General features: G+C 69.2%; 28 protein-coding genes and 2 tRNA genes. 14 read left to right on the forward strand and 16 right to left on the reverse strand.

The genetic code is table 11. The features are described from left to right. Positions 1-18 precede the first annotated feature (18 nt). Together IPG65_RS02155 and IPG65_RS02160 are read left to right on the forward strand one after the other, a co-directional pair. Positions 19-759, forward strand: coding sequence for an enoyl-CoA hydratase-related protein (locus IPG65_RS02155; RefSeq protein ID WP_293187649.1), 741 nt, complete (start codon positions 19-21; stop codon positions 757-759). A gap of 29 nt (positions 760-788) precedes the next feature. Further along, positions 789-1751: a tripartite tricarboxylate transporter substrate binding protein gene (locus IPG65_RS02160; protein WP_293187650.1), complete on the forward strand. Its 963-nt coding sequence runs from the start codon at positions 789-791 to the stop codon at positions 1749-1751. A 66-nt stretch (positions 1752-1817) separates the two neighbouring features. Here the strand turns inward: IPG65_RS02160 and IPG65_RS02165 are convergent, their stop codons facing one another. Further along, positions 1818-2009 (reverse strand): hypothetical protein, encoded by a 192-nt coding sequence (locus IPG65_RS02165; RefSeq protein ID WP_293187651.1) that lies wholly within the window; start codon positions 2007-2009, stop codon positions 1818-1820. Between the two features lie 104 nt (positions 2010-2113). Here IPG65_RS02165 and IPG65_RS02170 point away from each other — a divergent pair. Further along, positions 2114-2190 (forward strand) — tRNA-Val (locus IPG65_RS02170). 41 nt (positions 2191-2231) lie between these two features. Here IPG65_RS02170 and IPG65_RS02175 read toward each other — a convergent pair. Genes IPG65_RS02175 through IPG65_RS02185 form a run of 3 tightly spaced genes read right to left on the reverse strand, consistent with a single transcriptional unit; the run spans position 2232 to position 3175 of the window. Further along, positions 2232-2567: a type II toxin-antitoxin system HicB family antitoxin gene (locus IPG65_RS02175; RefSeq protein ID WP_293187652.1), complete on the reverse strand. Its 336-nt coding sequence runs from the start codon at positions 2565-2567 to the stop codon at positions 2232-2234. Then, positions 2564-2962, reverse strand: coding sequence for a type II toxin-antitoxin system HicB family antitoxin (locus IPG65_RS02180; RefSeq protein ID WP_293187653.1), 399 nt, complete (start codon positions 2960-2962; stop codon positions 2564-2566). Before IPG65_RS02180 ends, IPG65_RS02175 begins: the two co-directional genes overlap by 4 nt. A 30-nt stretch (positions 2963-2992) precedes the next feature. Then, the gene (locus IPG65_RS02185) at positions 2993-3175 is read right to left on the reverse strand and encodes a type II toxin-antitoxin system HicA family toxin (protein WP_293187654.1); all 183 of its coding nucleotides are present in this window, start codon (positions 3173-3175) and stop codon (positions 2993-2995) included. A 98-nt stretch (positions 3176-3273) separates the two neighbouring features. Here IPG65_RS02185 and IPG65_RS02190 point away from each other — a divergent pair, with 98 nt between their 5' ends. The 5 genes from IPG65_RS02190 (at position 3274) to IPG65_RS02210 (ending at position 7966) form a co-directional block, all read left to right on the forward strand. Then, a complete protein-coding gene (locus IPG65_RS02190) occupies positions 3274-3606 on the forward strand; it encodes a hypothetical protein (protein ID WP_293187655.1) in 333 nt (110 codons plus the stop codon). Between the two features lie 166 nt (positions 3607-3772). Continuing rightward, entirely contained in the window at positions 3773-5104 is a 1332-nt protein-coding gene (locus tag IPG65_RS02195; RefSeq protein WP_293187656.1) for an NnrS family protein, read from the forward strand. 107 nt (positions 5105-5211) lie between these two features. Then, positions 5212-5946, forward strand: a complete 735-nt coding sequence (gene queC, locus IPG65_RS02200) for a 7-cyano-7-deazaguanine synthase QueC (RefSeq protein ID WP_293187657.1) — start codon at positions 5212-5214, stop codon at positions 5944-5946. A 63-nt stretch (positions 5947-6009) separates the two neighbouring features. Next, the gene (locus IPG65_RS02205) at positions 6010-6567 is read left to right on the forward strand and encodes an acyloxyacyl hydrolase (RefSeq protein ID WP_293187658.1); all 558 of its coding nucleotides are present in this window, start codon (positions 6010-6012) and stop codon (positions 6565-6567) included. A 79-nt stretch (positions 6568-6646) separates the two neighbouring features. Beyond that, positions 6647-7966, forward strand: a complete 1320-nt coding sequence (locus IPG65_RS02210; protein ID WP_293187659.1) for a DUF4010 domain-containing protein — start codon at positions 6647-6649, stop codon at positions 7964-7966. Between the two features lie 25 nt (positions 7967-7991). On the opposite strand, the gene IPG65_RS02215 is transcribed toward IPG65_RS02210, so the two are convergent. The 4 genes from IPG65_RS02215 to IPG65_RS02230 form a co-directional block, all read right to left on the reverse strand. Further along, positions 7992-8372, reverse strand: a complete 381-nt coding sequence (locus IPG65_RS02215; protein ID WP_293187660.1) for an EF-hand domain-containing protein — start codon at positions 8370-8372, stop codon at positions 7992-7994. After that, positions 8369-9313, reverse strand: a complete 945-nt coding sequence (locus IPG65_RS02220; protein WP_293187661.1) for a 5'-nucleotidase — start codon at positions 9311-9313, stop codon at positions 8369-8371. The genes IPG65_RS02215 and IPG65_RS02220 overlap by 4 nt, the downstream gene beginning before the upstream one ends. A gap of 2 nt (positions 9314-9315) precedes the next feature. After that, positions 9316-10533 (reverse strand): type II secretion system inner membrane protein GspF, encoded by a 1218-nt coding sequence (gene gspF, locus IPG65_RS02225; protein WP_293187662.1) that lies wholly within the window; start codon positions 10531-10533, stop codon positions 9316-9318. Between the two features lie 33 nt (positions 10534-10566). Further along, a tRNA-Arg gene (locus tag IPG65_RS02230) sits at positions 10567-10641 on the reverse strand. A 70-nt stretch (positions 10642-10711) separates the two neighbouring features. Here IPG65_RS02230 and IPG65_RS02235 point away from each other — a divergent pair. Next, positions 10712-11581 carry an alpha/beta fold hydrolase gene (locus tag IPG65_RS02235; RefSeq protein WP_293187663.1) on the forward strand — a complete coding sequence of 290 codons (870 nt, stop codon included), beginning with the start codon at positions 10712-10714 and terminating at the stop codon, positions 11579-11581. 74 nt (positions 11582-11655) lie between these two features. Continuing rightward, positions 11656-12315, forward strand: a complete 660-nt coding sequence (locus tag IPG65_RS02240; RefSeq protein WP_293187664.1) for a DsbA family oxidoreductase — start codon at positions 11656-11658, stop codon at positions 12313-12315. A 23-nt stretch (positions 12316-12338) separates the two neighbouring features. Here IPG65_RS02240 and IPG65_RS02245 read toward each other — a convergent pair whose 3' ends face one another. Continuing rightward, positions 12339-12749, reverse strand: a complete 411-nt coding sequence (locus IPG65_RS02245; RefSeq protein ID WP_293187665.1) for a transcriptional regulator — start codon at positions 12747-12749, stop codon at positions 12339-12341. Positions 12750-12842: 93 nt separating this feature from the next. On the opposite strand from IPG65_RS02245, the gene IPG65_RS02250 reads away from it, so the two are divergent. Further along, positions 12843-14930, forward strand: coding sequence for a site-specific DNA-methyltransferase (locus IPG65_RS02250; RefSeq protein WP_293187666.1), 2088 nt, complete (start codon positions 12843-12845; stop codon positions 14928-14930). 15 nt (positions 14931-14945) lie between these two features. Here the strand turns inward: IPG65_RS02250 and IPG65_RS02255 are convergent, their stop codons facing one another. Further along, positions 14946-15224 carry a type II toxin-antitoxin system RelE/ParE family toxin gene (locus IPG65_RS02255; RefSeq protein WP_293187667.1) on the reverse strand — a complete coding sequence of 93 codons (279 nt, stop codon included), beginning with the start codon at positions 15222-15224 and terminating at the stop codon, positions 14946-14948. After that, positions 15221-15460 (reverse strand): ParD-like family protein, encoded by a 240-nt coding sequence (locus tag IPG65_RS02260; protein ID WP_293187668.1) that lies wholly within the window; start codon positions 15458-15460, stop codon positions 15221-15223. The genes IPG65_RS02255 and IPG65_RS02260 overlap by 4 nt, the downstream gene beginning before the upstream one ends. A 49-nt stretch (positions 15461-15509) precedes the next feature. Here IPG65_RS02260 and IPG65_RS02265 point away from each other — a divergent pair, with 49 nt between their 5' ends. Further along, a complete protein-coding gene (locus IPG65_RS02265) occupies positions 15510-18467 on the forward strand; it encodes a DEAD/DEAH box helicase family protein (RefSeq protein ID WP_293187669.1) in 2958 nt (985 codons plus the stop codon). 138 nt (positions 18468-18605) lie between these two features. Here the strand turns inward: IPG65_RS02265 and IPG65_RS02270 are convergent, their stop codons facing one another. The 5 genes from IPG65_RS02270 to IPG65_RS02290 form a co-directional block, all read right to left on the reverse strand. After that, positions 18606-19439, reverse strand: a complete 834-nt coding sequence (locus IPG65_RS02270; RefSeq protein WP_293187670.1) for a M90 family metallopeptidase — start codon at positions 19437-19439, stop codon at positions 18606-18608. Between the two features lie 5 nt (positions 19440-19444). After that, positions 19445-20236: a UDP-2,3-diacylglucosamine diphosphatase gene (locus IPG65_RS02275; RefSeq protein WP_293187671.1), complete on the reverse strand. Its 792-nt coding sequence runs from the start codon at positions 20234-20236 to the stop codon at positions 19445-19447. A gap of 25 nt (positions 20237-20261) precedes the next feature. Beyond that, the gene (locus tag IPG65_RS02280) at positions 20262-20768 is read right to left on the reverse strand and encodes a peptidylprolyl isomerase (RefSeq protein ID WP_293187672.1); all 507 of its coding nucleotides are present in this window, start codon (positions 20766-20768) and stop codon (positions 20262-20264) included. A gap of 22 nt (positions 20769-20790) precedes the next feature. Then, positions 20791-21471 (reverse strand): peptidylprolyl isomerase, encoded by a 681-nt coding sequence (locus IPG65_RS02285; RefSeq protein WP_293187673.1) that lies wholly within the window; start codon positions 21469-21471, stop codon positions 20791-20793. Between the two features lie 85 nt (positions 21472-21556). Further along, positions 21557-22090 carry a tetratricopeptide repeat protein gene (locus IPG65_RS02290; protein ID WP_293187674.1) on the reverse strand — a complete coding sequence of 178 codons (534 nt, stop codon included), beginning with the start codon at positions 22088-22090 and terminating at the stop codon, positions 21557-21559. A gap of 146 nt (positions 22091-22236) precedes the next feature. On the opposite strand from IPG65_RS02290, the gene cysS reads away from it, so the two are divergent. Both cysS and IPG65_RS02300 read left to right on the forward strand, forming a co-directional pair. Then, positions 22237-23613 (forward strand): cysteine--tRNA ligase, encoded by a 1377-nt coding sequence (gene cysS, locus IPG65_RS02295; RefSeq protein WP_293187675.1) that lies wholly within the window; start codon positions 22237-22239, stop codon positions 23611-23613. Positions 23614-23658: 45 nt separating this feature from the next. Continuing rightward, the gene (locus IPG65_RS02300) at positions 23659-24309 is read left to right on the forward strand and encodes a DNA-3-methyladenine glycosylase 2 family protein (protein ID WP_293187935.1); all 651 of its coding nucleotides are present in this window, start codon (positions 23659-23661) and stop codon (positions 24307-24309) included. The last annotated feature ends 37 nt before the right edge of the window (positions 24310-24346 follow it).

Genomic DNA, 24346 nt, shown 5'->3' on the forward strand with positions numbered 1-24346 from the left:
CCACAGGAACACCTCTTCATGACCGCCACCACCTACGAATCCCGGGACGGCATCGCGCTGATCACCATCAACCGCGCCGACGCCCGCAACGCCATCAACAACGAGGTCGTGCGCGGCCTCAGCGAGGCCTGGGCCTGCTTCGCGGCGTCCGCCGACGACCGCGTGGCCGTGCTGGCCGGCGCGGGCGGGCAGGCCTTCTCGGCCGGCGCCGACCTGCGCGACATGCCCAAGGACATCTGGCGCGCCATGCCCAATTTCTCGGTGCGCTGCGACAAGCCCATCATCTGCGCCGTCACCGGCTTCGCCGTCGGCGCGGGCTCCACCTTCGTCATGCTGGCCGATTTGGCGGTGGCCGAGGAGCAGGCGCAGTTCCTCTACCCCGAGGCCAAGATCGGCGCCTTCGCCGGCGTGATGGCGGGCTTTCCGCCGCGCATGCAGTACAAGGCCGGCCTGGAATGGCTGATGACCGGCGACCCGATGAGCGCGCAGCGCGCCTACGAGATCGGGCTGGTCAACCGCGTCGTGCCCCAGGGCCAGGGCCTGGCCGCCGCGCTGGAGCTGGCGGGCAAGATCGCCGCCAACGCCCCGCTGGTGGTGCAGGCCATGAAGGCCATCGCGCGCGACACCCTGCCGCTGTCGCCCACCGAGCGCTACTACCCTCAGCGGGCCATGCTGGACGGCATCGCCAACAGCGAGGACATCCAGGAAGGCGTGGCCTCGTTCAAGGAAAAGCGCCCGCCCAGGTTCACCGGCCGCTGATCACCCGCATCGCTCAAGGAGTCCGCACCATGACCCTCTCACGCCGCGCCGCCGCCCTGTCCCTGCTGGGCAGCCTGTTCATCCTGTCCGCGCCGGCGTTCGCGCAGGACTGGCCGACCAAGCCCATCCACTTCATCACGCCGTACCCGCCCGGCGGCTCGTCGGACATCATCACGCGCTTCGTCGCCGACCGCGTCACCAGGCTGCTGGGCCAGCCCGTCATCGTCGAGAACAAGCCTGGCGCCGGCGCCACCCTGGGCACCGAATACGCGGCGCGCGCGGCGCCCGACGGCTACGCGTTCTTCGTCACGCCCATGGCCACGGTCACCATCGCGCCCTGGCTGCGCAAGGTGGGCTATTCGCTGGACAGCTTCATCCCGGTGGCCAAGCTCAGCTCGTCCTACGGCCTGGTGACGACACGCAAGGACGCGCCGTTCAACAACTACAAGGAGTTCGTCGCCAGCGCCAAGGCCAACCCGGGCAAGTACACCTTCGCCTCCAACGGCGTGGGCACCGTCGTGCACCTGACGGGCGTGCTGCTGCACAAGCAGACCGGCATCGACGCCGTGCACGTGCCCTACAAGGGCGCCGTGGAGTCGATGACCGACCTGATGGGCGGCCGCATCGACCTCATGTACGACCCGGTGACCGCGCCGCGCGTGAAGGCCGGCGAGCTCAAGGGCCTGGCCACCACCAGCGACCAGCGCAACCCCGAGCTGCCCGACATTCCGACGCTGAAGGAGCAGGGCTTCACCATCGACTCGGGCAGCTGGTTCGGCATCTTCGCGCCCAAGGGCACGCCCCGGGCCATCGTGGACAGGATGGCCGAGCACATGCGCCAGGTGCTGCAAAGCCCCGGCGTGCGCGAGCAGTTGCAGCTGTCGGCGATGTACCCCGACTACGAAGGCCCCGCCGACTTCGCCAGGCGCGTGCAGGCCGATTCCGCCCGCATGCGCGAAGTGATCCAGAAGGAAGGGCTGAAGGCCGATTGAGGGCAGGCCCGGACATGCAAATTTGATAGCTGCTGGCGCAATATCCATGCGGGCTGCAGGCCAATTTCATTTGAAAATTCGAGCCGGAGCATGGTGGCGCTGCGGGACGACAAGATGGATGTTTCGCGCGGCATGGCGATGGCCGCCAACTTCAAGGTGCTGAACGGCAACATCCAGGTCGAGATCAACGCCGCCAAGATGGCGCTTGCCACCGAGGGGAAGACTCACAACTTTGGCCGGATGGTCGGCATGGGGCAACGCTTCATGGGCAATGTGTCAGGGCAACAGTCCAGGCGGACTGTCAGCCGCACCGGTGATGCCATCCTGACGGGTGGGTGTGCAGCCGTGAGGGCGAATTCATGGCTCGCCGTGGCTCGGTCGGTAGAGATGGCCTTGACTCAGGCCATGGTCGCGGGTTCGAGTCCCGCCGGCGGCGCCACCCAGCATCAAGGCCAGATCGACGGGATGGGCCGAGATGGCTCAGTGGACGCGCGCAGCCTCGCCGAGCACACGTTCAACCCACCGGTTCAGGCTGGTTCCTTCGGCCTGGGCGGCAATCAAGGCGGCGCGATGCACCTCTGGATTCACGCGAAGCATCATCTTGCCGCTGGCGGCGGTCTGCGGCTCCTTGCCCAGCCTCTTGCAGGATTCGAGGTAGTCATCAACGGCGTCATGAAACGCTGCGCGCAGATCGGCCGCCGTGTCGGCGTGGAAGCCGATGATGTCCACGATGCCAAGGACGCGACCTACAAAGATGCCGTCCCGGTCGTCGTATTGGATATGGGCCGTGTAGCCCTTGTGGATCATCTTGCTCATGGTTTAGCTCGACCGGCCATTTCCCGCTCTGCCGCCATGGCCAGAAATGCAGAGCGGCTCTGCCCGCGTCGATGGGCTTCGCTATCGATACGACCCACCAGCGACTCGGAAAGGCTGATGTTCACCCGAATCGCGCGTGATCGAACCTTGTTCAGGTCAACGTCCACCAGCAACCAGAAACCGCCGCGATAGTCTTTGCTCTTGGCCAAGGCCTCGGGAGAGCTGGGGCTGGGAATTGGATCGCTGTCCGCCCCGAAGTGAGCTTCAGCTGCCTCCTGTGCGGCGGCAGGCAGCCCATCCACCTCATCGGCTGCTGCAAAGCAGCCAGGAAAGTCGGGGAATTCAGCCCCGTAGGCCGACCCGGCGTCTTTGTGAACGTAGATGGGATAGAGCATTGGGTGTTCCTTTCTTGAAAAGGCCCCGCCTCAGCGGAGCCCAGCTTGCTTGAGGATGCTGCGGACTGTCGGCAGCGGCAAATCCTTCTTGGGGTGCGGCACCGTGACCTTGCCCGGCTTCGTCGGATGTTTGAACTGATGGTGCGAACCCACCGTGTGAACCAGCACCCAGCCGTCTGCCTCGATCTGCTTGATGAGTGCTGCGCTTTTCATGTGTGTAAGTATACACAATTGCGCAATCATGCGCAAGCGTTTTCTGATATCAATCAATTGATGGTCGAGCCAGCCGCTGAAAAGAATTCACATCGCCCATGACCACCAACAACCAAAGCGCCGCCGCTGTTCTTGCTGGCACGGTAGGCGCCATCGCGGCCATCCTCGTCGGCATCATCTGGGGCGGCGGGTGGGCTGGTCTGTCTGTTTCGATGCGATGGGGCTGGTTTGCGGGGCCCATGTTTGGCCTGCCCGTGTTGTCGGTCTGGCAGGCGTTCGGCCTGGTGTTGCTGGTGCGCGCGCTTGCGCATCGATGTGGCCAGGACGACAGGAAGGCCTGGCAGCAAGTCTTGGACGAGGCGTGGCTGTTGCCGCCGCTGCTGGCAGGTCTATTCCTGGGTGCGGGGTGGGTGGTGCGGGCGCTGGTCTGACGCAGCCTGCATGTTCGCCAGTCGCTCCAGCGTGAGAAAACCCGGATCGCTCGATCAGCGAGCGGATGCAGCCGGAGTCAGGGTTGTGCAGCCTGGGGCCGCAGCGCGCCCGTCCTTATCCCCGGTCAAGGCCAGGGCCGCGCCCGCAGGCGTACAACCCCAGGTCATGACCGAGCCTGCGGCACCCGCCCGTCCCACCCGCACCATCCCGATCCAGACCGCGCCGCCGCGCCCGGCCGCGCCGGCGCCGGGGCGCGCGCCCTGGCGGCCGTCGATGCTGCTCGTGGCGCCGCACCGGCTGGGGTTTTTCCTGGCGATGGCGGTGCTGGCGGCCGCCAGCGGGTGGTGGGTGCTGGTGCAGGCCAGCCGCGTGGGCGGCGCGCCCGCGCTGGACCCTGCGGTGCCGCCCACCGTCACCCACGCGGTGGTCATGGTGTTCGGCTTCATGCCGCTGTTCTTCTCCGGCTTTCTGTTCACGGCGGGGCCGAAGTGGCTGGACGTGCGGCCCTGTCCGGCGCGGCAACTGCTGCCGCCGCTGGCGCTGCAGGCCGCCGGCTGGCTGCCGTGGCTGGCCGGCGCGCACCTGGGCCGGGGGATGGCGCTGGCGGGCCTGCTGCTGTCCTGCGCGGGGCTGGGCTGGATGTTCGGGCTGTTCTGGCGCCTCGTCCTCGCCAGCCGCGAGCCCGACCGCGTGCACGCCCTGACCGTGGGCTGCGGCGGCGTGGTGGGCACCGCCAGCCTGGCGGGCGCGGGCCTGGCGCTGGCGGCGGGGCAGGACGCGCTGGCGCTGGTCTTCGCGCGCACCGGGCTGTGGGGCTGCATCGTCGTCACCTACGTGGCGGTGGCGCACCGGATGATCCCGTTCTTCACCTCCAGCGCGGTGCCGATGGCGCAGGCGTGGCGCCCGTTCTGGGTGCTGTGGCTGATGCTGGGCGTGGCGGCGTTCGAGGTGCTGGCGGCGTGGGTGGACTTCGCGGCGCCCGGCCCGCGCGCCTGGCCGGCCTGGACGCTGCTGTGCATCGCGGTGGAGGCCGCGGCGGGCGGCGTGCTGCTGTGGCTGGCCGTGGCGTGGGGGCTGGTGCGGAGCCTGCGCATCCGCCTGCTGGCGATGCTGCACGTGGGCTTCGTCTGGCTGGGGGTGGCGCTGCTGCTCTCCGCGCTGTCGCAGGCGCTGTGGCTGGCCACGGGCCGCGCGGTGCTGGGGCTGGGCGCGCTGCACGCGCTGTCGATGGGCTTCCTGGGCTCGACCATGGTCGCCATGGTCACGCGCGTGAGCTGCGGGCACGGCGGGCGGGCGCTGGTGGCCGACCACCTGGTGTGGGCGCTGTTCTGGGGCCTGCAGGTGTCGGTGGGGGTGCGGCTGGCGGCGGCGGTGGAGGGCGCGCCGGCGTGGTGGACGGCCGCCGCCGCGCTGCTGTGGGCGGCCGTGGTCACGGCGTGGGCGCTGCGCCATGCGCGCTGGTATGGCCGGCCGCGCGCCGACGGCAAGCCGGGCTGAGCCCGGCCGGCGGCGGCCGGGCAAGCATCAGGAATGCTATTGATAAAATAGCTGCTGGCGCTTGCCCCGCGCCGGCCAAGGCCCTGTTTCATTCAAAATCACCACCCATGCACACCCGCGCCCTTGTCCTGTTTTCCGGCGGCCAGGACTCGACCACCTGCCTGGCCCACGCGCTGTCGCGCTGCGAGCATGTCGAGACGCTGGCCTTCGACTACGGCCAGCGCCACCGCATCGAGCTGGACCAGCGCCTGGCCGTGCTGAGCGCGTTGCGCGCGCGCTTTCCGGCCTGGAGCGCGCGGCTGGGCGAGGACCACCTGATCGACCTGGCCGTGCTGGGCCAGATCAGCGACAGCGCGCTCACCCGCGACACCGCCATCGAGATGGCGCGCGCCGGCCTGCCCAACACCTTCGTGCCCGGCCGCAACCTGATCTTCCTGGCCTTCGCCGGCGCGCTGGCCTACCGGCGCGGGCTGGACATGATCGTCACCGGCGTGTGCGAGACCGACTTCTCCGGCTACCCCGACTGCCGCGACGACACCATGAAGGCCATGCAGCTCGCGCTGTCGTTGGGCATGGACCGGCGCCTGCTGATCGACACGCCGTTGATGTGGATCGACAAGGCGCGGACCTGGCAGCTCGCGCACGACCTCGGCCAGCAGGCGGACGCGGCCGGCGGCGGCGACGCGCTGGTGCGCCTGATCGTCGAGCACAGCCACACCTGCTACCTGGGCGAGCGCGGCACGCTGCACGAGTGGGGCCACGGCTGCGGCGCCTGTCCCGCGTGCGCGCTGCGCGCGGCCGGCTGGGCGCGCTGGCGCGAGGCGGCGCGGCCATCAGCTTGAGGGTTTGTCCGACAGACCGCCGCGGCCGAAAGTGGGATCACTGCAGTCAGGAGGAATCCTGCCATGCGTCCCCTTTCATCCCAACCCCCGTTGCTGTGCGCCGCCGTGCTGGCCGGCCTGCTCGGCGCGTCCGCGCCGGCGGCGGCCGAGGGCCTCGACCTGGCGCTGACCACGGCCGTCGGCAGCGCCGACCACGTGCGCAAGCACGGCATCGTCCTCGGCTGGACGCGGCCGCGGCCGCTGTGGCAAGGCGAGCAGTGGCGCCTGATGCTGCGCCACGAGGCCGAGCTGGCCGCCTGGTCCGTGCCCCGCGCGCGCGACCTGGTCGAGCTGGGCTATTCGCCCGTGCTGCGGTTGGAGCGGCCGCTGTCCGGCGGCACCTCGGTGTTCTTCGTCGAAGGCTCGATCGGCGCGCGCCTGCTGTCGCACACGCGCGTGTCGGCCGAGCGGCGCCTGAGCACCGCGTTCCAGTTCGCCGACATGCTGGGCCTGGGCTGGCAGTGGGGCCGCCACGGGCATTCCACGCTGGGGCTGCGGCTGCAGCACATCTCCAACCTGGGGATCAAGCGGCCCAACCCCGGCATCGAGTTCGTGCAGGTGTACTACCGCTACAGGTTCTGAGGGGCGCCGCGCAGGCCGCCCCATGGCGTGGCGGCGCCGGCCGGTTGCGCCTGCGGGCTGGGCGCGGCAAGATCGTCCGATGTTCGACAGCACCGCCCTCCTGCCCAGCAACAACTGGCCCTACACCGAGATCCTGACCCGGCTGGCGCTCGGCCTGGTCCTGGGCCTGCTGATCGGGCTGGAGCGCGAGCGGCGCGGCAAGGAGGCGGGCCTGCGCACCTTCGGCTTCGTCGGCCTGCTGGGCACCGTCGGCGGCGCGCTGGGGCCGGCCTACGGGCTGGCGGCGATCGGGTTCACCGCGCTGCTGGCGGTGGTGCTGAACGTGTCCTCCCTGCGCTCCGGGCAGGGCACCGAACTGACCACCTCCGCCGCCATGGGCGTGACCGTGATGGCCGGCATCATGTGCGGCCTGGGCCACACCATCTCGCCGGCGGCGGTGATGGTGATCGCCGCCGCGCTGCTGGCCTGGAAGGAGCGCCTGGCCGGCTTCTCGATGGGCATCTCCGAGGGCGAGATCCGCTCGGCGCTGCTGCTGGCCATCCTGGCCATCGTCATCTACCCCGCGCTGCCCGAGGGCGCGGTGGGGCCGTGGAACCTGATCGAGCCGCGCGCGGCCTGGGTCACGGTGATCCTGATCGCCGGCATCGGCTTCTTCAACTACGTGCTGTGGAAGATCTACGGTACCCGCGGCGCCGAGCTGTCGAGCTTCTTCGGCGGCCTGATCAACAGCAACTTCACCGTCATCGGCCTGGCGCAGCGCGTGCGCGAGGTGGGCGAGCCCTTCGTCGGCGTGGCCTACCGCGGCGTGCTGCTGGCCACGGCCGCCATGCTGGCGCGCAACGCCACCTTGCTGCTGCTGCTGGCGCCCATCGCCCTGGCGGGCGCCTTCACCGCCTTCGCGCTGATGCTGGGCGTGAGCGGCGCCCTGCTGCTGTGGAGCCTGCGCCAGCGCCCGGCCGGCAGCCTGCCGCCGCGGATCGAGTTGGAGCTGCCCTTCTCGCTGCCGCAGGCGCTGAAGTACGGCGCCATCTTCCTGCTGCTGCACGTCGTCGGCGGCCTCACGCAGCGGCAGTTCGGCGACCTGGGCTTCTACTTCGTCAGCGTCATCGGCGGGCTGCTGTCCAGCGCCAGCGCGGTCGCGGCGGCGGCGGCGCTGGCCACGCAGGGCAGCATCAGCCCGGCCACCGCCGGCACCGGGGCGGTGCTGGCCTCGTTCACCAGCATCGCGTTCAGCCTGGTGTTCGTGTGGGGCACGCGCCGGCCCGCCCTGGTGCGCAGCCTGGCGCTGGCGCTGCTGGCCATCGGCATGGCCGGCATCGCCGGCGTGCTGGCCAGCCACTGGGCCGAGCCCTGGGTGGTGCAGTTGCTGCAGGCGGTCGAGCAGCAGCGCCGGCCGTAGCGCCGCCCGGCGGCGCTTACAGTCTTTACCGGGCCGACACGGGCGCCGCCGCCTTGCGCGGCGCGGCGGCGGCCACGTCGCGCTCTTTCTGGCGGCGTTCGGTGCGCTCGGCGCGGCGCCGGTCGGCCGAGGCGCGGATCTCGGCCTGCGTCAGGTAGCCGTCGCGGTCGCGGTCGGTGGCGTCGAAGACCTCGGCCAGCGAGGGCTTGAGGCGGAAGGCCACCTTCGCCTCCTCGCGCGAGACGCGGCCGTCGCCGTTGGCGTCGAGCATGCTGAACCATTTGAGGGCCTGCTGCTCGTTCTTGCCCGGCGCCTTGGCGGCAGGGGCGGGAGCGCCGGACTGCGCCAGCGCGGGCGCGAGCGGCAGGGCCAGCAGCAGGGACAGGAGCAGGCGGTGTGCGGTCATGGCCCCTTGGAGCGGACGCGGCGGCGCGGGGTTTCCGCGTCCGGCGCGGAATTTGTAACGCCCGCGGCGACGTGGCCCGCCGGCACGTGGCGCGCGGCGTGCGCGACGTGGCCGGTCTGGTCGTCGAAGAAGAAGTCGGGCTCGAACTCGCGCAGGAACTCGCCCTTGGGCAGGCCGCCGAGGAACATCGCCTCGTCCACGCGGATGTTCCACTGCATCAGCGTCTGGATGGCGCGGCGGTGGGCCGGCGCGCCGCGCGCGGTGACCAGCGCCGTGCGGATGCGCATGCGTGGCGTGCCCGACTGCTGCAGCCGGTGCAGCGCGACGAGGAAGGGCTTGAACGGCCCGCCGGGCAGCGGCTGGGCGGCCTTGCGCGTCTCGTGCTTCTGGAACGCGCTCAGGCCCTTCTTCTGGAACACCTGCTCGGCCTCGTCCGAGAACAGCACCGCGTCGCCGTCGAAGGCGATGCGCACCTCGTCGGGGTAGCGGTCGCCGGCGGGCGCCGCGTCCACCATCACGTGCGCGGCCGGAAAGCCGGCGGCCAGCGCCTCGCGCACGTCCTGCGCGTTGGCCGACAGGAAGATGTCCGCCTGCAGCGGCCGCAGGTAGCCGAAGGGCGGGCGGCCCTGGGTGAACACGCCGCGCTCCAGCCGCAGCGCCGCCGCCGCGCCCGAGTTGAAGATGCGCATGCCCGAGACCGGGTCGTTGCGCGAAAGGATCACCACCTCGACGCGCTCCACCCCGTCCTCGTTGAAGCGCAGCAGCTTGCGCACCATCGAGTGCGCGATGCCGGGCCGCGCCGGCACGTCCAGCCGTTCGAGCTGCAGCCGCATGTAGCCCTCCGGGTCGCCGGCGTCGAAGATGCGGTTCTCCTCCTCCAGGTCGAACAGGGCGCGCGAGGAAATCGCGACCACCAGCTTGTCGTCGAGGCTGGCGGGCATGGCTATCGAACCCACTGGTTGAGCTGGATGATCGGCAGCATCACCGCCAGCACGATCAGCATGACGACCAGGCCCATGGTGACGATGAGCAGCGGCTCCAGCACCGTGGCCAGCTGCATGGCGCGGCGCTGCACCTCGGCCGACAACTGGGCGGCGGCGCGCTGCAGCATCGCCGGCAGCTGGCCGGTCTGCTCGCCCAGGCGGGCGAACATGGCCAGCAGGCCCGGAAAGCGCTTCTTCTGCGCCAGCGCCGACGCCAGCGGCGCGCCCTCGCGCACCAGCACCAGCGCGTCCTCGGCGTCGGCGCGCATGGCCGTGTTGTGCAGCGTCTCGGCGGCGGCCTGCAGCGCGCGCAGGATCGGCACGCCGGCGCCGGCCAGCATTGCCAGCGTGGCGCCGAAGCGCGCCGCGTTGTAGCCGCGCGCCAGCCGGCCGATCAGCGGCAGGCGCAGCCACGCGGCATCGAATTTCTGGCGAAATACGGCGTTGGCCAGCGCCAGCCTTGCGCCGACAGCTATTAAAACAAGAGCGCCCAGCAGCCACCAGCCCCAGCCGCGCACGAAGTCGCTCAAGCCCAGCATGGCCACCGTCAGCCACGGCAGGCTCTGCTTGGTGCCGGCGAACACCGCCGCCACCTGCGGCACCACGTAGCTGACGAGGAAGACCACGATCACGATCGCCACCAGCGTGACGATGGCCGGGTACAGCGCCGCGCCGACCAGCTTGGCGCGCAGCGCCTGGCGCTCCTCCAGGTCGTCGGCCAGGCGCTCCAGCACGGCGCCCAGGTCGCCGCCCTGTTCGCCGGCGGCGATGACGGCGGTGTACACGCCAGAGAACTCGCGCGGGTGCCGCGCCATGGCCTTGGCCAGCGGCGAGCCGGCGTTGACCTCGGCGCGCAGGCTGGCGATGAGCTGGCGCTGGCGGTCGGTCCCGGCCTCCTCGGACAGCGCGGTCAGTGCGCGCTCCAGGGGCAGGCCCGAGGACACCAGCCCGGCGAGCTGGCGCGTCCAGATGGCCAGCGGCGCGGCGCCGAACGCGCGCCCGCCCCACAGCGGCCGCGACAGCATCGAGCCGCCGTCGCCGGCCACCGGCTCCACCGCCAGCGGCACCAGCGACTGCCCGCGCAGCAGCGCGCGCGCGGCGCGGGCCGTGTCGGCCTCGATCACGCCCTTGCGGGTCTGGCCGTCGGCTTGCAGGGCTTCGAAGGTGTAGGCGGGCACGGGCGGCGGGCGGGCGCGGCGGGTTGGCGCGGGTGGCACCACCGACAGGAATCGAACCTGTATCTAGCGCTTAGGAGGCGCTCGTTCTATCCATTGAACTACGGCGGCGCGGGGACGGGCATTGTATCGGGGCCATCCGGGTGAGAATGGAACCACCCGCCGCCATCGCCCGCCGCCCATGACCGACCTCGCCATCCCCAGCCTCCTGCCCCTGGCCGAGCGCCAGCGCCTGGCCCTGGGCCAGCGCCTGGCCACGCCCGGCGGGCGGGGCGACCTGGTCTGGCACGCCTGGGGCGAGGCGCGCGACGGCGAGCCGCCGCTGGTGCTGCTGCACGGCGGCAGCGGCAGTTGGACGCACTGGGTCAAGAACATCCTGCCCCTGGTCGATGCCGGCCGCCGGGTGCTGGCGGCCGACCTGCCGGGCTTTGGCGATTCGGCCCCGCCGCTGGACGGCAGCGACGCCGACGCCATGCTGGAGCCCCTGGCCGCCGGCCTGCGCCAGCTCGCGCCGGGCGGGCAGGCCGACCTGGTGGGCTTTTCCTTCGGCGGCATGACCGCCGGCATGCTGCTGGCCGAGCACCCCGCGCTGGCGCGGCGCTTGGTGCTGGTCGGCGCGCCGGCCATGGGCGTGGTACCGGGCCGCCAGTTCGAGCTGAAGGCCTGGCGCCACCTGCAGGCGCCGCGGGATCAGGCAGAAGTGCACCGCCACAACCTGGGCGTGCTGATGCTGCACGCCCCCGACCTCATCGACGGCCTGGCGCTGGAGCTGCACATCGCCAACGTGCAACGCGACCGCCTGCCGCGCCGCCGGCTGGCGCACACCGACATCCTGGCGCGCAGCCTGCCGCGCGTGCCTTGCCCGGTGCACGCCATCTATGGCGCGCACGATGCCATCTACCGCCAGCACATCCACGGGCTGAGCGACGCCTTCGCCGCCGCCGCGCCGCGCTTCGGCGGGCTGCGGCTCATCGAGGGCGCGGGCCACTGGGTGCAGTTCGAGGCGCCCGAGGCGTTCCACGCGGCGCTGCTGCGGGCATTGGAAGATTGAGGATGATCCTGGCCTCAAGCCGGCACGAATATTGCATCACAAGCTATTGAATCAATAGTGAAGAGAGGCCTGCCATGCCGACCCCGCTGAAGATCGACTTCGTCTCCGACATCGCCTGCCCCTGGTGCGCCGTTGGCCTGGCCTCGCTGCTACGGGCGCTGGAGCGCAGCCAGGACGCGGTGCGGGCCACGCTGCGCTTCCAGCCCTTCGAGCTGAACCCCGGCATGCCGCCCGGCGGCGAGGACGTGGGCGAGCACCTGGCGCGCAAGTACGGCTCCACGCCGGCGCAGCAGGCGCGGATGCGCGACACTATCCGCCAGCGCGGCGCCGAGGTGGGCTTCGCCTTCCACCCGGACGGGCGCGGGCGCATCGTCAACACCTTCGACGCGCACCGCCTGCTGCACTGGGCCGGGCTGCAGGGCGAAGGCCGGCAACTGGCGCTGAAGCAGGCCCTGCTGGCCGCCTGCCACGGCCGCGCCGCGTCCATGGAGTCGCCCGAGGTGCTGCTGGCCGCCGCGGCCGAGGCCGGGCTGGACGCGGCGCGCGCCCGCGCCATCCTGGACGGTGATGACTACGCCGCCGAGGTGCGCGCGGCCGAGCGCTTCTACCAGCACGCCGGCATCCAGTCGGTGCCGTCGGTCATCGTCAACGACCGGCACCTCATCTCCGGCGGGCAGCCGCCCGAGGTGTTCGAGCAGGCGCTGCGCAAGATCGCTCTGGAAGCGGGCGCCTGACGCGCGGGCCCGGCTTTACTTGACTACTCCGGCGGCGCGGCTTCGCCGCCGTGCACCTTGGCGAAGGTCAGGATGACCTCGCGAATCAGCTTGCGCTGCGGGGCGGGCAGTTGCAGGAAGGCGTCGAAGGTCTCCCGCTCCAGGTAGCCCACGCCTTCGTTCCAGCGTTCTTGCTCGGTGCGCAACCGGCGCAGCGCCTGATCGCCAAAGCGCAGCGCATGGGGCTCGACTTTGAGCCAACGCGCAAGCTCCTGCAGCCTGTCTTGCCTGGGAATCGCTTCGCCATTGAGCCACTTCCATGCGGCCTGCCTGCGGATCGGGTTGCCGGACCAGCGCAGATTGAACTCACGCTCCAGAACAGCGGCACTGGGGGCGAGGCGCCGCTCCTGCATGGCTGCCCGCAACCGCTCGCTGAACTCCTGCTTTTCAGTCATGCTGCCAAGTGGGCGGCGGGACAGTCGGAAAAAATCCCTTACAGTTGACGAGAAATATCCCTTTCAAGGGGACAACTCCGACACTGCTCCCTCATGCCCAAGTCCCTGCTCGAACAACTGCCCGAGATCGTCGCCAACGGGCGCAAGCAAGCCGAACGCATCCTCGAAAGCCTGGAAACCCGCCAGCGCGTGCGCCTGCAGACACGCGAGGTTGTGCTGCCCGCCAGGGACAGCGCCGCGCAAGATTGGGTGACGCAGCAGCAGCGCCATGCACAGCAGGCCAATGCGTCAGCCGACGCGGGCTGGATGAACCACCTGATCTACGGCGACAACCTGCTCGCCATGGCCGCACTGCTGGCCGGCGACGAACACACGCCCAGCCTGCGCGGCAAGGTCGACCTGATCTACATCGACCCGCCGTTCGACAGCAAGGCCGACTACCGCACCAAGGTCGTGCTGCCGGGGGTGGAACTGGAGCAGAAGCCGTCTGTCATCGAGCAGTTTGCGTATTCGGATACGTGGAGCGATGGCACGGCGTCGTATCTGGCGATGATCACGCCGCGGTTAATTCTGATGCGGGAATTGCTGGCGGATACGGGCAGCATTTATGTGCATCTAGACTGGCATGTGGGGCACTATGTGAAGCTGGTAATGGATGAAGTTTTTGGGAAAGACCAGTTCATCAACGAGATCGTCTGGAAGCGCCAAACTGCAAAGGGAGACATTACCCAGGGTGCGACGCACATGGGTCGAATTCACGACTGTATTTACTTCTATAGCAAGACTGGTGCGCATACATGGAGCCCAGTCTTCACGCCATACAACGCAGATTATGTTGAGAATTTTTATCGATATGAGGATAGAGCAGGAAAGTACCAACTCAGTGATATCACAGCACCTGGCGGTTCTGGCAAAGGCAATCCTTACTACGAATTTCTCGGAATATCACGTTACTGGCGCTTCTCAGAAAATCGCATGCGTGAGCTGCACGCCGAAGGTCGAATAGTTCAAACAAAGCCTGGTACTGTTCCAAGGCAAAAGCGCTATCTTGACGATATGCCAGGAATTCCTCTTCAAGACCTTTGGCTTGACCTGCAACCAGTGCAAGCGCAAGCCAAAGAAGCCGTGGAATATGGCACTCAAAAACCCATTTCTCTGCTGGAACGAATCATTCAAGCGTCTTGCCCAGAAAATGGTCTTGTCGTCGATTTCAACGGCGGCTCTGGGACAACTGCCGCAGCAGCCGAAAAAATCGGCCGCCGCTGGGTTACTTCCGACATCGGGAAACCCGCTTGCATGGTCATGCGCAAGCGTCTGATTGACCAGGAGGCCAAGCCTTTTCTCTATCAAGCCATTGGCGACTACCAAGTCGAAGTCGCCAAGACTCATTTCGGCAAACGCGATTTCCGCGTTGGTGACCTGTCGCAAATCGTGCTCTCGCTCTATGGCGCCCTGCCGCTGCCGCCAGAGGCCAACCCCCAGCGCAACCTCGGCCAGATCGCAGGCGTGGAACTGAACGGCAGGCGTGGTCAGAAAACGTTGGTGCTGGCCGACTCCCCCAACAAGCTCACCGGCACCGCCACGCTCAAAAAGGCCATCGCCCAGCGTGACAACCTGCTGGGCGGCTGGGATCGCGTGGTGGTACTGGGCTGGAATTTCGAGCCCTCGATTGGCGAGGCGATTACCGCGCTGAACGACGATCGGCTCGAAGTGCTGGTGATTCCGCCCGACCTGCTGGACAGGCTCAAGAAGAAGGGCGGCGTGGAGAAACTGCGCGGGCAGGTGCGCTTTTCGTCGCTGCAATATTTGACGCTGCACCCCATTGCGCGTGCCGCGCAGGGCGATCAAGAAACGCTGACCGTGCGGCTGAAGAATTACGTACTGCTCTCGCCCGAGGCCATCAACCTGGACGACGCCAACCGCGCCAAGCTGCAAGCGGTGGCCAATGCCGAGCCGCTGGCGTTGATCGAATACTGGGCGGTGGACCCGGACTACGACGGCGAGGTGTTCCGCTCGGTCTGGCAGGACTACCGGGGCAATACCGCGAACGATGCAGACGAATTGCGCGTGGCGACGCAGGCGGTGGTGACGGTTCCGGCCAAACCCGGCCCACGCAAAGTGTGCGTGCGGGTGGTGGATTTGTTTGGGTTTGAGGCTGAAGTGGTGACTGCCCTGGCGTAGCCAAGCACACGGTTTCTACCGCTTCAAATCTCGATAGAAATTCTCATGCGGCCCCACGGCTTCCAGGTAGATCAAGCGCACGGTGTCTTCGCGGGAGTAGCCCAGCAGATAAAGCTGGCCGTTGCTGCGGAATTTGTGAACCCACAGGTGTGCCAGATCGCCCTTTTTCTGCTCGCCCGCGTCGGGATCGTGCGCAATGTCAACCACGGCAGCATCGACATCGGCCAGCAGGCTGGCGTGAAGCTTTTTGTAGGTGCGGGCAAAGCGCCGGGTCTGGCGCACTTCCCAACTCATGCTTGCTCGGCAGCGGCGCTGCGCGGAACAAAGGGAATGGCGTCTTCACGCGGCTCGGCCAGGCTCATCAGGCTTTCGGCGATGAAGGAGGCGGGCAGGTCTGGATTGTCCAGCGCGGCGCGGCCCACCTTGGCCCAGAACTCGACCTGCCCTTGCACGGTGCGGAATTCCGCCTTGGCGGCGGTGCGGGCGGCGTCAACCAGCGTTTCGTCGATGCGCACGGAGATGGTGGACATGAGGCGCTCCTTTCGTGATTTACCACAATTGTAGGCAAAAGAGATTTCCATGACGTTGAACCACGATTCCCCGCTGGCCCTGGCCGCCGCCCTCACCACCCGCACAAACGCCTTGGCCCTGGGCCTCGAACACGGGGCCGCCGACCTGCTGGAATTGGTGACCCCCACCACCGCCGAGCTGCTGCACTGGTGGTTCGGCCAGGACATGGTGGACGCGCGCGGCGGGCTCAACTTCCACGCCGGGCAGAAGCAGGCCATCCTGAACGCCATCGTGGCCCACGAGGTGCTGGGCACGGCCACGTTGAAAGACCTGTATGCGCAGGTGGCGCCCGATGCGTTGCTGGCAGGCACGCGGCTGGCCGAGGTGTCGGCGGGCAAGCACGCGCATCCCAAGTACTGCTTCAAGATGGCCACGGGCACGGGCAAGACCTGGGTGATGCAGGCGCTGATGGTCTGGCAGTTGCTCAACAAGACGGCGGCGCTGGCGGCAGGCGTGGACGACGCACGCTTTACGCGCCAGTTCATGGTGGTGGCGCCGGGGCTGATCGTCTATGAGCGGCTGCTGGATGCGTTCTGCGGCAAGCTCATCGAAAACAGCAACGGTGCGCGCGATTTCGCCACCTCGGACGTGGCGAAGTTCGCCGACCTGTTCATCCCCGAGGCGCACCGCGATGCGGTGTTCGCCTTCGTGCGCGGCAATGTGTGCGGCAAGCAAGAGATCGGCCTCAAGGCCACGGGCAACGGCATGATCGCCATCACCAACTGGCACCTGCTGACCGAGGGCGAGGTGCCGGAGGACGTGGAGGACGTGGAAGCCCCCGGCGCGCCGCTGGCCGCGCAAGAGGTGGTGGCCGCCGTGCTGCCTTTGATGCCGGGCCGCGCCACGGGCAACAGCCTGGAGGTGCTGGATCGGCGCTATGCGCGCGGCAATGTGCTGGAGTTTCTGGCGGGCCTGCCCGAGCTGATGGTGTTCAACGACGAGGCGCACCACATCCACGAGTTCAGGCGCGAGGGCGAGGTCACCGAGGTGGAGTGGCAAAAGAGCCTGTCGCGCATTGCCGCGCCCAAGGGGCGGCGCTTTGTGCAGGTGGATTTTTCGGCCACGCCGTACAACGACGTGGGCAGCGGCAAAAACAAGAAGAAGCTGTACTTCCCGCACATCGTGGTGGACTTCGACCTGAAGAGCGCGATGCGCGCGGGGCTGGTGAAGTCGCTGGTGCTGGACCGGCGCAAGGAGATTGGCGCGCTGCCGCTTCAGTTCACGGCCGAGCGCGACGAGTCGGGCAACCCAACGCTGAGCGAAGGCCAGCGCGTGATGCTGCGCGCGGGGCTGCAAAAGCTGCGCAAGCTCGAAGCCGACTTCGCCCGCATCGACCCCACGCGCCACCCCAAGATGCTGGTGGTGTGCGAGGACACGACGGTGTCGCCGCTGGTGGCGCAATTTCTGCAGGAGCAGGGGGGCCTGGGTGACGACGAGGTGATGACCACCGACTCGGGCAAGAAGGCCGAGCTGGGCGAGAAGGACTGGGCGCCGGTGCGCGAGCGGTTGTTCAGCGTGGACCGGCATGCCACGCCGCGCGTGATCGTCAGCGTGCTGATGCTGCGCGAGGGCTTCGACGTCAACAACATCTGCGTGATCGTGCCGCTGCGCTCGTCGCAGGCGCAGATCCTGCTGGAGCAGACCATCGGCCGGGGCCTGCGGCTGATGTGGCGCGATGCGGAGTACGCCGACCTCAAGCGCGAGAACCGCGAGCGCATCAGCGCCGGGCAGGAGCCGGGCAGCCTGCTGGACGTGCTGTCCATCGTGGAGCACCCGGCCTTTCAGTCGTTCTACGACGACTTGCTGCGCGAGGGCCTGGCCGGCACCACGGGCGAGGGCATGGACGAAACCTCCAGCACCGGCGACGTGATCGCCGCCGAGTTGCGCGAGGGCTTCGAGCAATTCGACTTCGGTATCCCCTTCATCCTGCGCGAGGCCGACGAGCAACACAGCCACACCGCGCTCGACGTGAGCGCGCTGCCCGGCTTCACCGCCATGGCACCCGCGCAACTGGCGGCCCTGTTGGGCCAGGGCGACACCTTCATCTCGCAGGACCTGCAAAGCGCCACGCTGTTCGGCGACTACCGCGTGGATGGCGCGGTGATGAACGTGGCGGGCTACAACGACTACCTGGCGCGGCTCACACGCCGCATCAGCCAGGCGCTCTCCGAGCCACTGCCCAAGGGCAACAGGATCGCCACGCACCTGGCCAAGCCTTATCTGCAGGTGAACACCGCCGACCTGACGGGCTGGCTGGACGACTACATCTGGACGCAGCTCTTCGGTGATGCCTTCAACCCGCTGGGCGAAAGCCATGGCACGGAGAACTGGCGCCTGCTGTTACTTCAACCCGTGGTGGACCACATCACCAGGATTTTTGCGCTGGCGCTGCTGGAGTCCGAGGAAACGAACACCACCGGCCAGACCGAAGTGCGTGCGCGGCTCTTGAGCGAAACCCCGCGCCTGATGGTGCGCGAGGCGCATTCGGTGGAGGTGGGCAAGTGCATCTACACCCGCCTGGGCTGGGCCGCGCGCAACGGTGGATTGGAGAAAACCTTCATCCATTGGGCGCAGGCCGACGCGCGGGTGCTGGCCTTTTGCAAGATCAGCGAGACGCGCCACCCCTTCGCGCGCCTGCGCTACGTGAAGGACGACGGCCTGCCCGCGTTCTATTCACCGGATTTCCTGGTTCGCACGGCGCACGCGATCTATCTGGTGGAAACCAAGGCGCAGCAGCAGGTGTCGCATCCCAACGTGCAGCGCAAGCGCAAGGCGGCCGTCGGCTGGTGCGAGCGCATCAATGCCCTGGCGCTGGAGCTTCGGCAGGGCCTGCCTTGGCACTACGTGCTGCTGGGCGAAGACATCGTGCATGAATGGCAGGGCAAGGGCGCGCATCTGGCCGAGCTGCTGGACTTTGCGCGGCTGCGGTTGCTGCCACAGCCCGGAGATCAGCGCCAGTTGGTCTGAGGGTCGCCGCCCCGGGAGCGAGCCGCCGCCGAGGTGTTCGAGCAGGCACCGCGCCGGATCGCGCGGGAGGCAGACACCTGGCAAGCAGATCCAGGATGCTATTGTTTAGATAGCTTTCGGCAGAATACTGGTACCGGCTCAAGCCGCTTTTTGCTTGAAAAACGCCCGCAGCGCCGCGCCCAGCGCCGGGAACTCCCGCGCGAAGCGCTCGGGATCGACGAAGTGCGCCTCGCAGGCCACGGCGAAGAACTCGGCCGGGGCGGTGGCGGCGTAGGCGTCGAGCCAGGGCGCGGGCGTGCCGAAGCGCTCGGCGCGCACCACCTGCTCGCGGAAGTCCTCGTAGGCCGGCGCCCAGGTGGCGGCCCAGCGCGCGGCGGCCTCGCGGGCGGTGCGCGCGCCCATGAAGCCGCGCGGCAAGGGCGGCGCGCCGTCGGCGCCGCCGGCCTGCATGTCCATCTTGTGCACGAACTCGTGGATCACCACGCTGCTGCCCGCGCCCATGCCGGCGTCGGTTCCGGCGTCCTGCACGGCGGGCCAGCTCAGCATCACCGGGCCGCGCTGCATGGCCTCGCCGGCCAGCACCTCGTCGTAGTGGTGCACGACGCCGGCCTCGTCCATCACCTGCCGCCGCGCGACGGCGTCGTCGGGGTGCATGACGATGCCGACGAAGTCGCCGTACCAGCCCAGGGCGTCCTCGGGCGCGTCGGGCGGCCCCAGGTGCAGCAGCGGCAGGCAGGCCTGCGCGGCGACGGCGACGGCCATGGCGTCGGTGACCTGCAGGCCGTGCGCGCCGGTGAATTCCTTCTGATCGAGGAAGTGCGCGGCCAGGCGGCGCAGGCGCGCCTGCTCGGGCCAGGCCAGGCGGGCGAGAAACGGGTACTGCACCAGCGTGGCCAGCCACAGGCCGTCGGGGATCGGGGCGGGGTTGCCGGCGGCGCGGCGCAGCCACCGGGTCAGTGTCTTCAGGACCATCGCGGTCAGATGGGGCCGGGGTCGATCCGCTCAAGCGTTCCGGACGAGGAAAGCCGCAGCACCTGGGCGCGGCGCGTGCCGCCGTCGACGTGCCAGTCGCTCAGCACCACCTGGGTCAGTGCGCGGCCGGCCTCGTCCCGGCCCAGCGGGTGGTCGGCGGGCTGGTGGGTGTGGCCGTGGATCAGGGTGGTGGCGTCGGCCGCCAGCAGCCAGCGGCGCGCCAGGGCGGCGTCGGCGTGGGCGTAGTCGGCGGGCGCGGTGGCGGCGTGCCGCGCCTCGCTGTGCTGGCGCATCTGCTGCGCGATGGCCTGCCGCTCGGGCAGCGGGCGCGCCAGGAAGGCGCGCTGCCATTCGTCGCCGCGTACCTGCGCGCGGAACTGCTGGTAGGGCACGTCGCCGGTGCACAGCAGGTCGCCGTGGGTCAGCACGAGGCGGTGGCCGGCGAAGGCCAGCACGGTGGGGTCGGCCAGGTCGCGCACGCCGTGGCGCGCGAGGAAGCCGGCGCCGACCAGGAAGTCGCGGTTGCCGCGCATGAAGGCCAGGTCGGCGCGGCAGGCGTCCAGCACTTCGCCGCACCGATGCTCGAAGCTGCCGGGCGCGGCGGCGTCGTCGCCCACCCAGGCCTCGAACAGGTCGCCCAGGATGACCACCGCGTCGGCGCGGGTGGCGCGCATGGTGCGCGCCCAGGCCTCGAAGGTGTGCGGCTCCTCGGGCTTGAGGTGCAGGTCGGAAATGAAATCGACCGTGCGCCAGTGCTCGGGCGCGGTCAGCACGCCGAACCGGGGCACGGTCGTCATGGGGAGCCTGGAGGGGCGGGGGGGATCAGACCGCCACGGCCTTCTCGATCACCACGTCGTCCTTGGGCACGTCGCCGTGCATGCCGCGCTGGCCGGTGGGCACGGCGCGGATGGCGTCGACCACGTCCTGGCCCTTGACCACCTTGCCGAACACGGCGTAGCCCCAGCCCTGCGCGGTGGGCGCCTTGAAGTCGAGGAAGTCGTTGTCCACCGTGTTGATGAAGAACTGCGCGGTGGCCGAGTGCGGGTCGCTGGTGCGCGCCATGGCGACGGTGTAGACGGCGTTCTTCAGGCCGTTGTCGGCCTCGTTGGCGATGGGCGCCTGCGTGGCCTTCTGCTTCATGCCGGGCTCGAAGCCGCCGCCCTGGATCATGAAGTTCTTGATGACGCGGTGGAACACCGTGTTGTCGTAGTGGCCCTTGTTGACGTAGGCGAGGAAGTTGGCGGCGGACTTGGGCGCCTTGGCCTCATCCAGCTCCAGCGTGATGACGCCGTGGCCGGCGATGTGCAGTTCGACTTGGGGGTTGCTCATGGGGTGTCTCGGGGTTGGGGGGTTATTTCAGCAGCGTGGCGGACTCGATGACGACCATTTTCTGCGGCGCGTCGGTGGGGAAGGGGCCGCCGGGGCCGGTGGGCGTGTTGCGGATCTTCTCCACGGTGTCCATGCCGCTCACCACCTTGCCGAACACGGTGTAGCCGAACAGGGCGGGGTGGTTGACGACGTTTTGGCGTGGGATGTCCTTGTGGACCTGGCCCTGGAACTCGAAGGTGACCGGGTCGCCCGCCGGCAGGGCCACGGGGTCGAGCCGCGCGTTGTCCACCACGTTGATGAAGAACTGCGAGGTGGCCGAGTGCGGGTCGTTGGTGCGCGCCATGGCCACCGTGCCGGTCACGTTCTTCAGGCCCTTGGCCAGGGCCTGGCGGCCTTCGTGGATGACGGAGGCGCGGGTGGGCTTCTCCTTGTAGTCCTTGTCGAAGCCGCCGCCCTGGACCATGAAGCTCTTGATCACGCGGTGGAAGATGGTGCCGTCGTAGTGCTTGTCCTTGACGTACTGCAGGAAGTTCTCGACCGTCTTGGGCGCCTTGTCGGGGTAGACCTCGATCACGAAGTCGCCCTCGCTGGTGACGAACTTCACGCGCGGGTCGGCGGCGAAGGCGGGCAGGGCGGTGCCCAGCGCGGCGGCGGCGCCCACCGCGGCGGCCAGGCGGGACAGCGTTCTTCTAGACAGGGACATGGGTCGGGCTCCAGATGCGAATGACGAAGAGAGGGATTGGTGCCGGGGCCGGGCGCGCAAGTTCCCGCGCGCGGCGGGCGGGCCGTCAGCCGCCGGGCTGGGCGGCGGCGCCCGTCACGGCGCGCAGCGCCTCGATCTTGGGCGCCAGGCGCGGGTTGCCGGCGTCGAGCCGGCGCGCGCGCTGGTAGGCCGCCGCGGCCTGGCGCGCCTGCACGTCGCCCAGGTTCTCCAGCGCCGTGGCGTAGTCGGGCTGGATGCGCAGGGCCGTCTCCAGCGCCTCGCGCGCCTGGTCCAGCCGGCCCCGGCCGGCGTGCAGCACGGCCAGGTTGTTCCAGGGCTCGGCCAGCTCGGGGTAGTCGCGCGTCAACTGGGTCAGCAGCTCCTGCGCCTCGTCCGGGCGGCCGGCGGCGCTGAGCACGCTGGCCTTGATGAAGCGCATCTGCGGGTCGCGCGGGTGGGCGGCGATGTACTTGTCGGCCTCGGCCAGGGCCTCGCGGGTCTGGCCGCCGCGCTGCAGGCGCTGCACCTCGGCGTAGTCGTCGGCCCAGGCGGGCGCCGCCAGCGCACAGGCCAGCAGGGCCAGCAGTCGGATCGGGGAGAGAAGGCGGCGCAGGGTCATGGGTGGGGCGCGGGAGGGCGCGCGGACAGGCGGTTTCCGTGCCGGAAGGGGCGTTCTATACTGCGGGGCATTGTAGCCACGCAGGATGGCGCGGCCGCCCGGGCCGCCACCGCATCACGCCGTCCCGCGGCATTCACGCCTTTCCCATGACCTTGCGCATCTTCAACACGCTCTCGCGTGGGCTGGAAGCCTTTTCCCCGATCGAGCCCGGCCACGTGCGCATGTACGTGTGCGGCATCACGGTGTACGACCTGTGCCACGTCGGCCACGCGCGCTCGGCGGTGGCCTTCGACGTGGCGCAGCGCTGGCTGCGGCATTCGGGCCTGCGCGTGAGCTTCGTGCGCAACATCACCGACATCGAGGACAAGATCATCCGCCGCGCGCTGGAGAACGGCGAGACCATCCGCCAGCTCACCGACCGCATGATCGCCGAGATGTACCGCGACTTCGACGCCCTGGGCGTGGAGCGCCCCACGCACGACCCGCGCGCCACCGACTACGTGCCGCGGATGCTGGACATCGTGCGCCGGCTGCAGGACAAGGGCCTGGCCTACGAGGCGGCGGGCGGCGACGTGAACTACGCCGTGCGGCGCTTTCCCGGCTACGGCAAGCTGTCGGGCAAGTCGCTCGACGAGCTGCAGGCCGGCGAGCGCGTGGCGGTGGACGAGGGCAAGCAGGACCCGCTCGATTTCGTGCTGTGGAAGGCCGCCAAGCCGACCGAACCCGAAGGCGCCCAGTGGGACAGCCCCTACGGCCCGGGGCGGCCCGGCTGGCACATCGAGTGCTCGGCCATGAGCTGCGCGCTGCTGGGCGACACCTTCGACATCCACGGCGGCGGCGCGGACCTGCAGTTCCCGCACCACGAGAACGAGATCGCCCAGAGCGAGGGCGCCAACGGCGTGCCGCTGGCGCGGGTGTGGATGCACAACGGCTTCGTCAACATCGACAACGAGAAGATGTCCAAGTCGCTGGGCAACTTCTTCACCATCCGCGACGTGCTGCGGCGCTTCGACGCCGAGACCATCCGCTTCTTCATCGTGCGGGCGCACTACCGCAGCCCACTCAACTACAGCGACGTGCACCTGCAGGACGCGCGCGCCGCGCTCAAGCGCCTGTACACGGCGCTGGACGCCGTGCCCGCCGAGGGCGCGGCCATCGACTGGTCCGACCCGCAGGCCGCGCGCTTCAAGGCCGCGATGGACGAGGACTTCGGCACGCCCGAGGCGGTGGCCGTGCTGTTCGACCTGGCGGGCGAGGTCAACCGGCACCGCCGCCCGCGGGACGCCGGCCTGCTGAAGGCGCTGGGCGGCTGCCTGGGCCTGCTGCAGGGCGACCCCAGGGCCTTCCTGCGCGCGGGCAGCACGCTGGACGACGCCGCCATCGCGGCCCGCATCGACGCGCGCGCCGCCGCCAAGCAGGCCCGCGACTTCGCCGAGGCCGACCGCATCCGCGCCGAACTGCAGGCCGCCGGCATCGTCCTCAAGGACTCGCCCGCCGGCACCACCTGGGAGGCGGCGCGGTGATGGTTTTCAAGGTATTTTCGGCTTCCAGCCGGCATGGATAATGCGATGGCAGCTACAAAAAAAGAAGCGATCCAGACCAGCGCGCCCGGCTATTGGCCGCAGGCATGCGAGCACCTGACCCGGCGCGACCGGGTGATGAAGCGCCTGATCCCGCGCTTCGGCACCGCCTGCCTGGAGTCGCGCGGCGATGCCTTCGTCACGCTGGCGCGCTCCATCGTCGGGCAGCAGATCTCGGTCAAGGCCGCGCAGTCGGTGTGGAACCGCTTCGAGGCGCTGCCCCGGGGCATGAACCCGGCCGCCGTGCTCAAGCTCAAGGTGGACGACATGCGCGCCGCCGGGCTGTCGGCGCGCAAGGTCGAGTACCTGGTGGACCTGGCGCTGCACTTCGACAGCGGCAAGATCCACACCGGCCAGTGGCACGGCATGGACGACGAGGCCATCATCGCCGAGCTGGTCGCCATCCGCGGCATCGGCCGCTGGACGGCCGAGATGTTCCTGATGTTCCACCTGCTGCGCCCGGACGTGCTGCCGCTGGACGACGCGGGGCTGATCAAGGGCATCAGCGTCAACTACTTCTCGGGCGAGCCCGTCAGCCGCAGCGAGGCGCGCGAGGTGGCCGAGGGCTGGGCGCCCTGGCGCAGCGTGGCGACCTGGTACATGTGGCGCTCGCTGGAGCCCCTGCCGGTGGCGTATTGAGCCCCCCACATCCGGTAACATTGCCTCGTATCTCGTT

Source organism: Ottowia sp. (genome assembly GCF_016703145.1).
Taxonomy (GTDB): domain Bacteria; phylum Pseudomonadota; class Gammaproteobacteria; order Burkholderiales; family Burkholderiaceae_C; genus Ottowia.

Bases quoted from the DNA above. Each gene is read 5' to 3' on its own strand.
- IPG65_RS02155 (WP_293187649.1), top strand. From the start codon at position 19: ATGACCGCCACCACCTACGAATCCCGGGACGGCATCGCGCTGATCACC.
- IPG65_RS02160 (WP_293187650.1), top strand. From the start codon at position 789: ATGACCCTCTCACGCCGCGCCGCCGCCCTGTCCCTGCTGGGCAGCCTG.
- IPG65_RS02175 (WP_293187652.1), bottom strand. From the start codon at position 2,567: ATGAGCAAGATGATCCACAAGGGCTACACGGCCCATATCCAATACGAC.
- IPG65_RS02180 (WP_293187653.1), bottom strand. From the start codon at position 2,962: ATGCTCTATCCCATCTACGTTCACAAAGACGCCGGGTCGGCCTACGGG.
- IPG65_RS02185 (WP_293187654.1), bottom strand. From the start codon at position 3,175: ATGAAAAGCGCAGCACTCATCAAGCAGATCGAGGCAGACGGCTGGGTG.
- IPG65_RS02190 (WP_293187655.1), top strand. From the start codon at position 3,274: ATGACCACCAACAACCAAAGCGCCGCCGCTGTTCTTGCTGGCACGGTA.
- IPG65_RS02195 (WP_293187656.1), top strand. From the start codon at position 3,773: ATGACCGAGCCTGCGGCACCCGCCCGTCCCACCCGCACCATCCCGATC.
- queC (WP_293187657.1), top strand. From the start codon at position 5,212: ATGCACACCCGCGCCCTTGTCCTGTTTTCCGGCGGCCAGGACTCGACC.
- IPG65_RS02205 (WP_293187658.1), top strand. From the start codon at position 6,010: ATGCGTCCCCTTTCATCCCAACCCCCGTTGCTGTGCGCCGCCGTGCTG.
- IPG65_RS02210 (WP_293187659.1), top strand. From the start codon at position 6,647: ATGTTCGACAGCACCGCCCTCCTGCCCAGCAACAACTGGCCCTACACC.
- IPG65_RS02215 (WP_293187660.1), bottom strand. From the start codon at position 8,372: ATGACCGCACACCGCCTGCTCCTGTCCCTGCTGCTGGCCCTGCCGCTC.
- IPG65_RS02220 (WP_293187661.1), bottom strand. From the start codon at position 9,313: ATGCCCGCCAGCCTCGACGACAAGCTGGTGGTCGCGATTTCCTCGCGC.
- IPG65_RS02235 (WP_293187663.1), top strand. From the start codon at position 10,712: ATGACCGACCTCGCCATCCCCAGCCTCCTGCCCCTGGCCGAGCGCCAG.
- IPG65_RS02240 (WP_293187664.1), top strand. From the start codon at position 11,656: ATGCCGACCCCGCTGAAGATCGACTTCGTCTCCGACATCGCCTGCCCC.
- IPG65_RS02245 (WP_293187665.1), bottom strand. From the start codon at position 12,749: ATGACTGAAAAGCAGGAGTTCAGCGAGCGGTTGCGGGCAGCCATGCAG.
- IPG65_RS02250 (WP_293187666.1), top strand. From the start codon at position 12,843: ATGCCCAAGTCCCTGCTCGAACAACTGCCCGAGATCGTCGCCAACGGG.
- IPG65_RS02255 (WP_293187667.1), bottom strand. From the start codon at position 15,224: ATGAGTTGGGAAGTGCGCCAGACCCGGCGCTTTGCCCGCACCTACAAA.
- IPG65_RS02260 (WP_293187668.1), bottom strand. From the start codon at position 15,460: ATGTCCACCATCTCCGTGCGCATCGACGAAACGCTGGTTGACGCCGCC.
- IPG65_RS02265 (WP_293187669.1), top strand. From the start codon at position 15,510: ATGACGTTGAACCACGATTCCCCGCTGGCCCTGGCCGCCGCCCTCACC.
- IPG65_RS02270 (WP_293187670.1), bottom strand. From the start codon at position 19,439: ATGGTCCTGAAGACACTGACCCGGTGGCTGCGCCGCGCCGCCGGCAAC.
- IPG65_RS02275 (WP_293187671.1), bottom strand. From the start codon at position 20,236: ATGACGACCGTGCCCCGGTTCGGCGTGCTGACCGCGCCCGAGCACTGG.
- IPG65_RS02280 (WP_293187672.1), bottom strand. From the start codon at position 20,768: ATGAGCAACCCCCAAGTCGAACTGCACATCGCCGGCCACGGCGTCATC.
- IPG65_RS02285 (WP_293187673.1), bottom strand. From the start codon at position 21,471: ATGTCCCTGTCTAGAAGAACGCTGTCCCGCCTGGCCGCCGCGGTGGGC.
- IPG65_RS02290 (WP_293187674.1), bottom strand. From the start codon at position 22,090: ATGACCCTGCGCCGCCTTCTCTCCCCGATCCGACTGCTGGCCCTGCTG.
- cysS (WP_293187675.1), top strand. From the start codon at position 22,237: ATGACCTTGCGCATCTTCAACACGCTCTCGCGTGGGCTGGAAGCCTTT.
- IPG65_RS02300 (WP_293187935.1), top strand. From the start codon at position 23,659: ATGGCAGCTACAAAAAAAGAAGCGATCCAGACCAGCGCGCCCGGCTAT.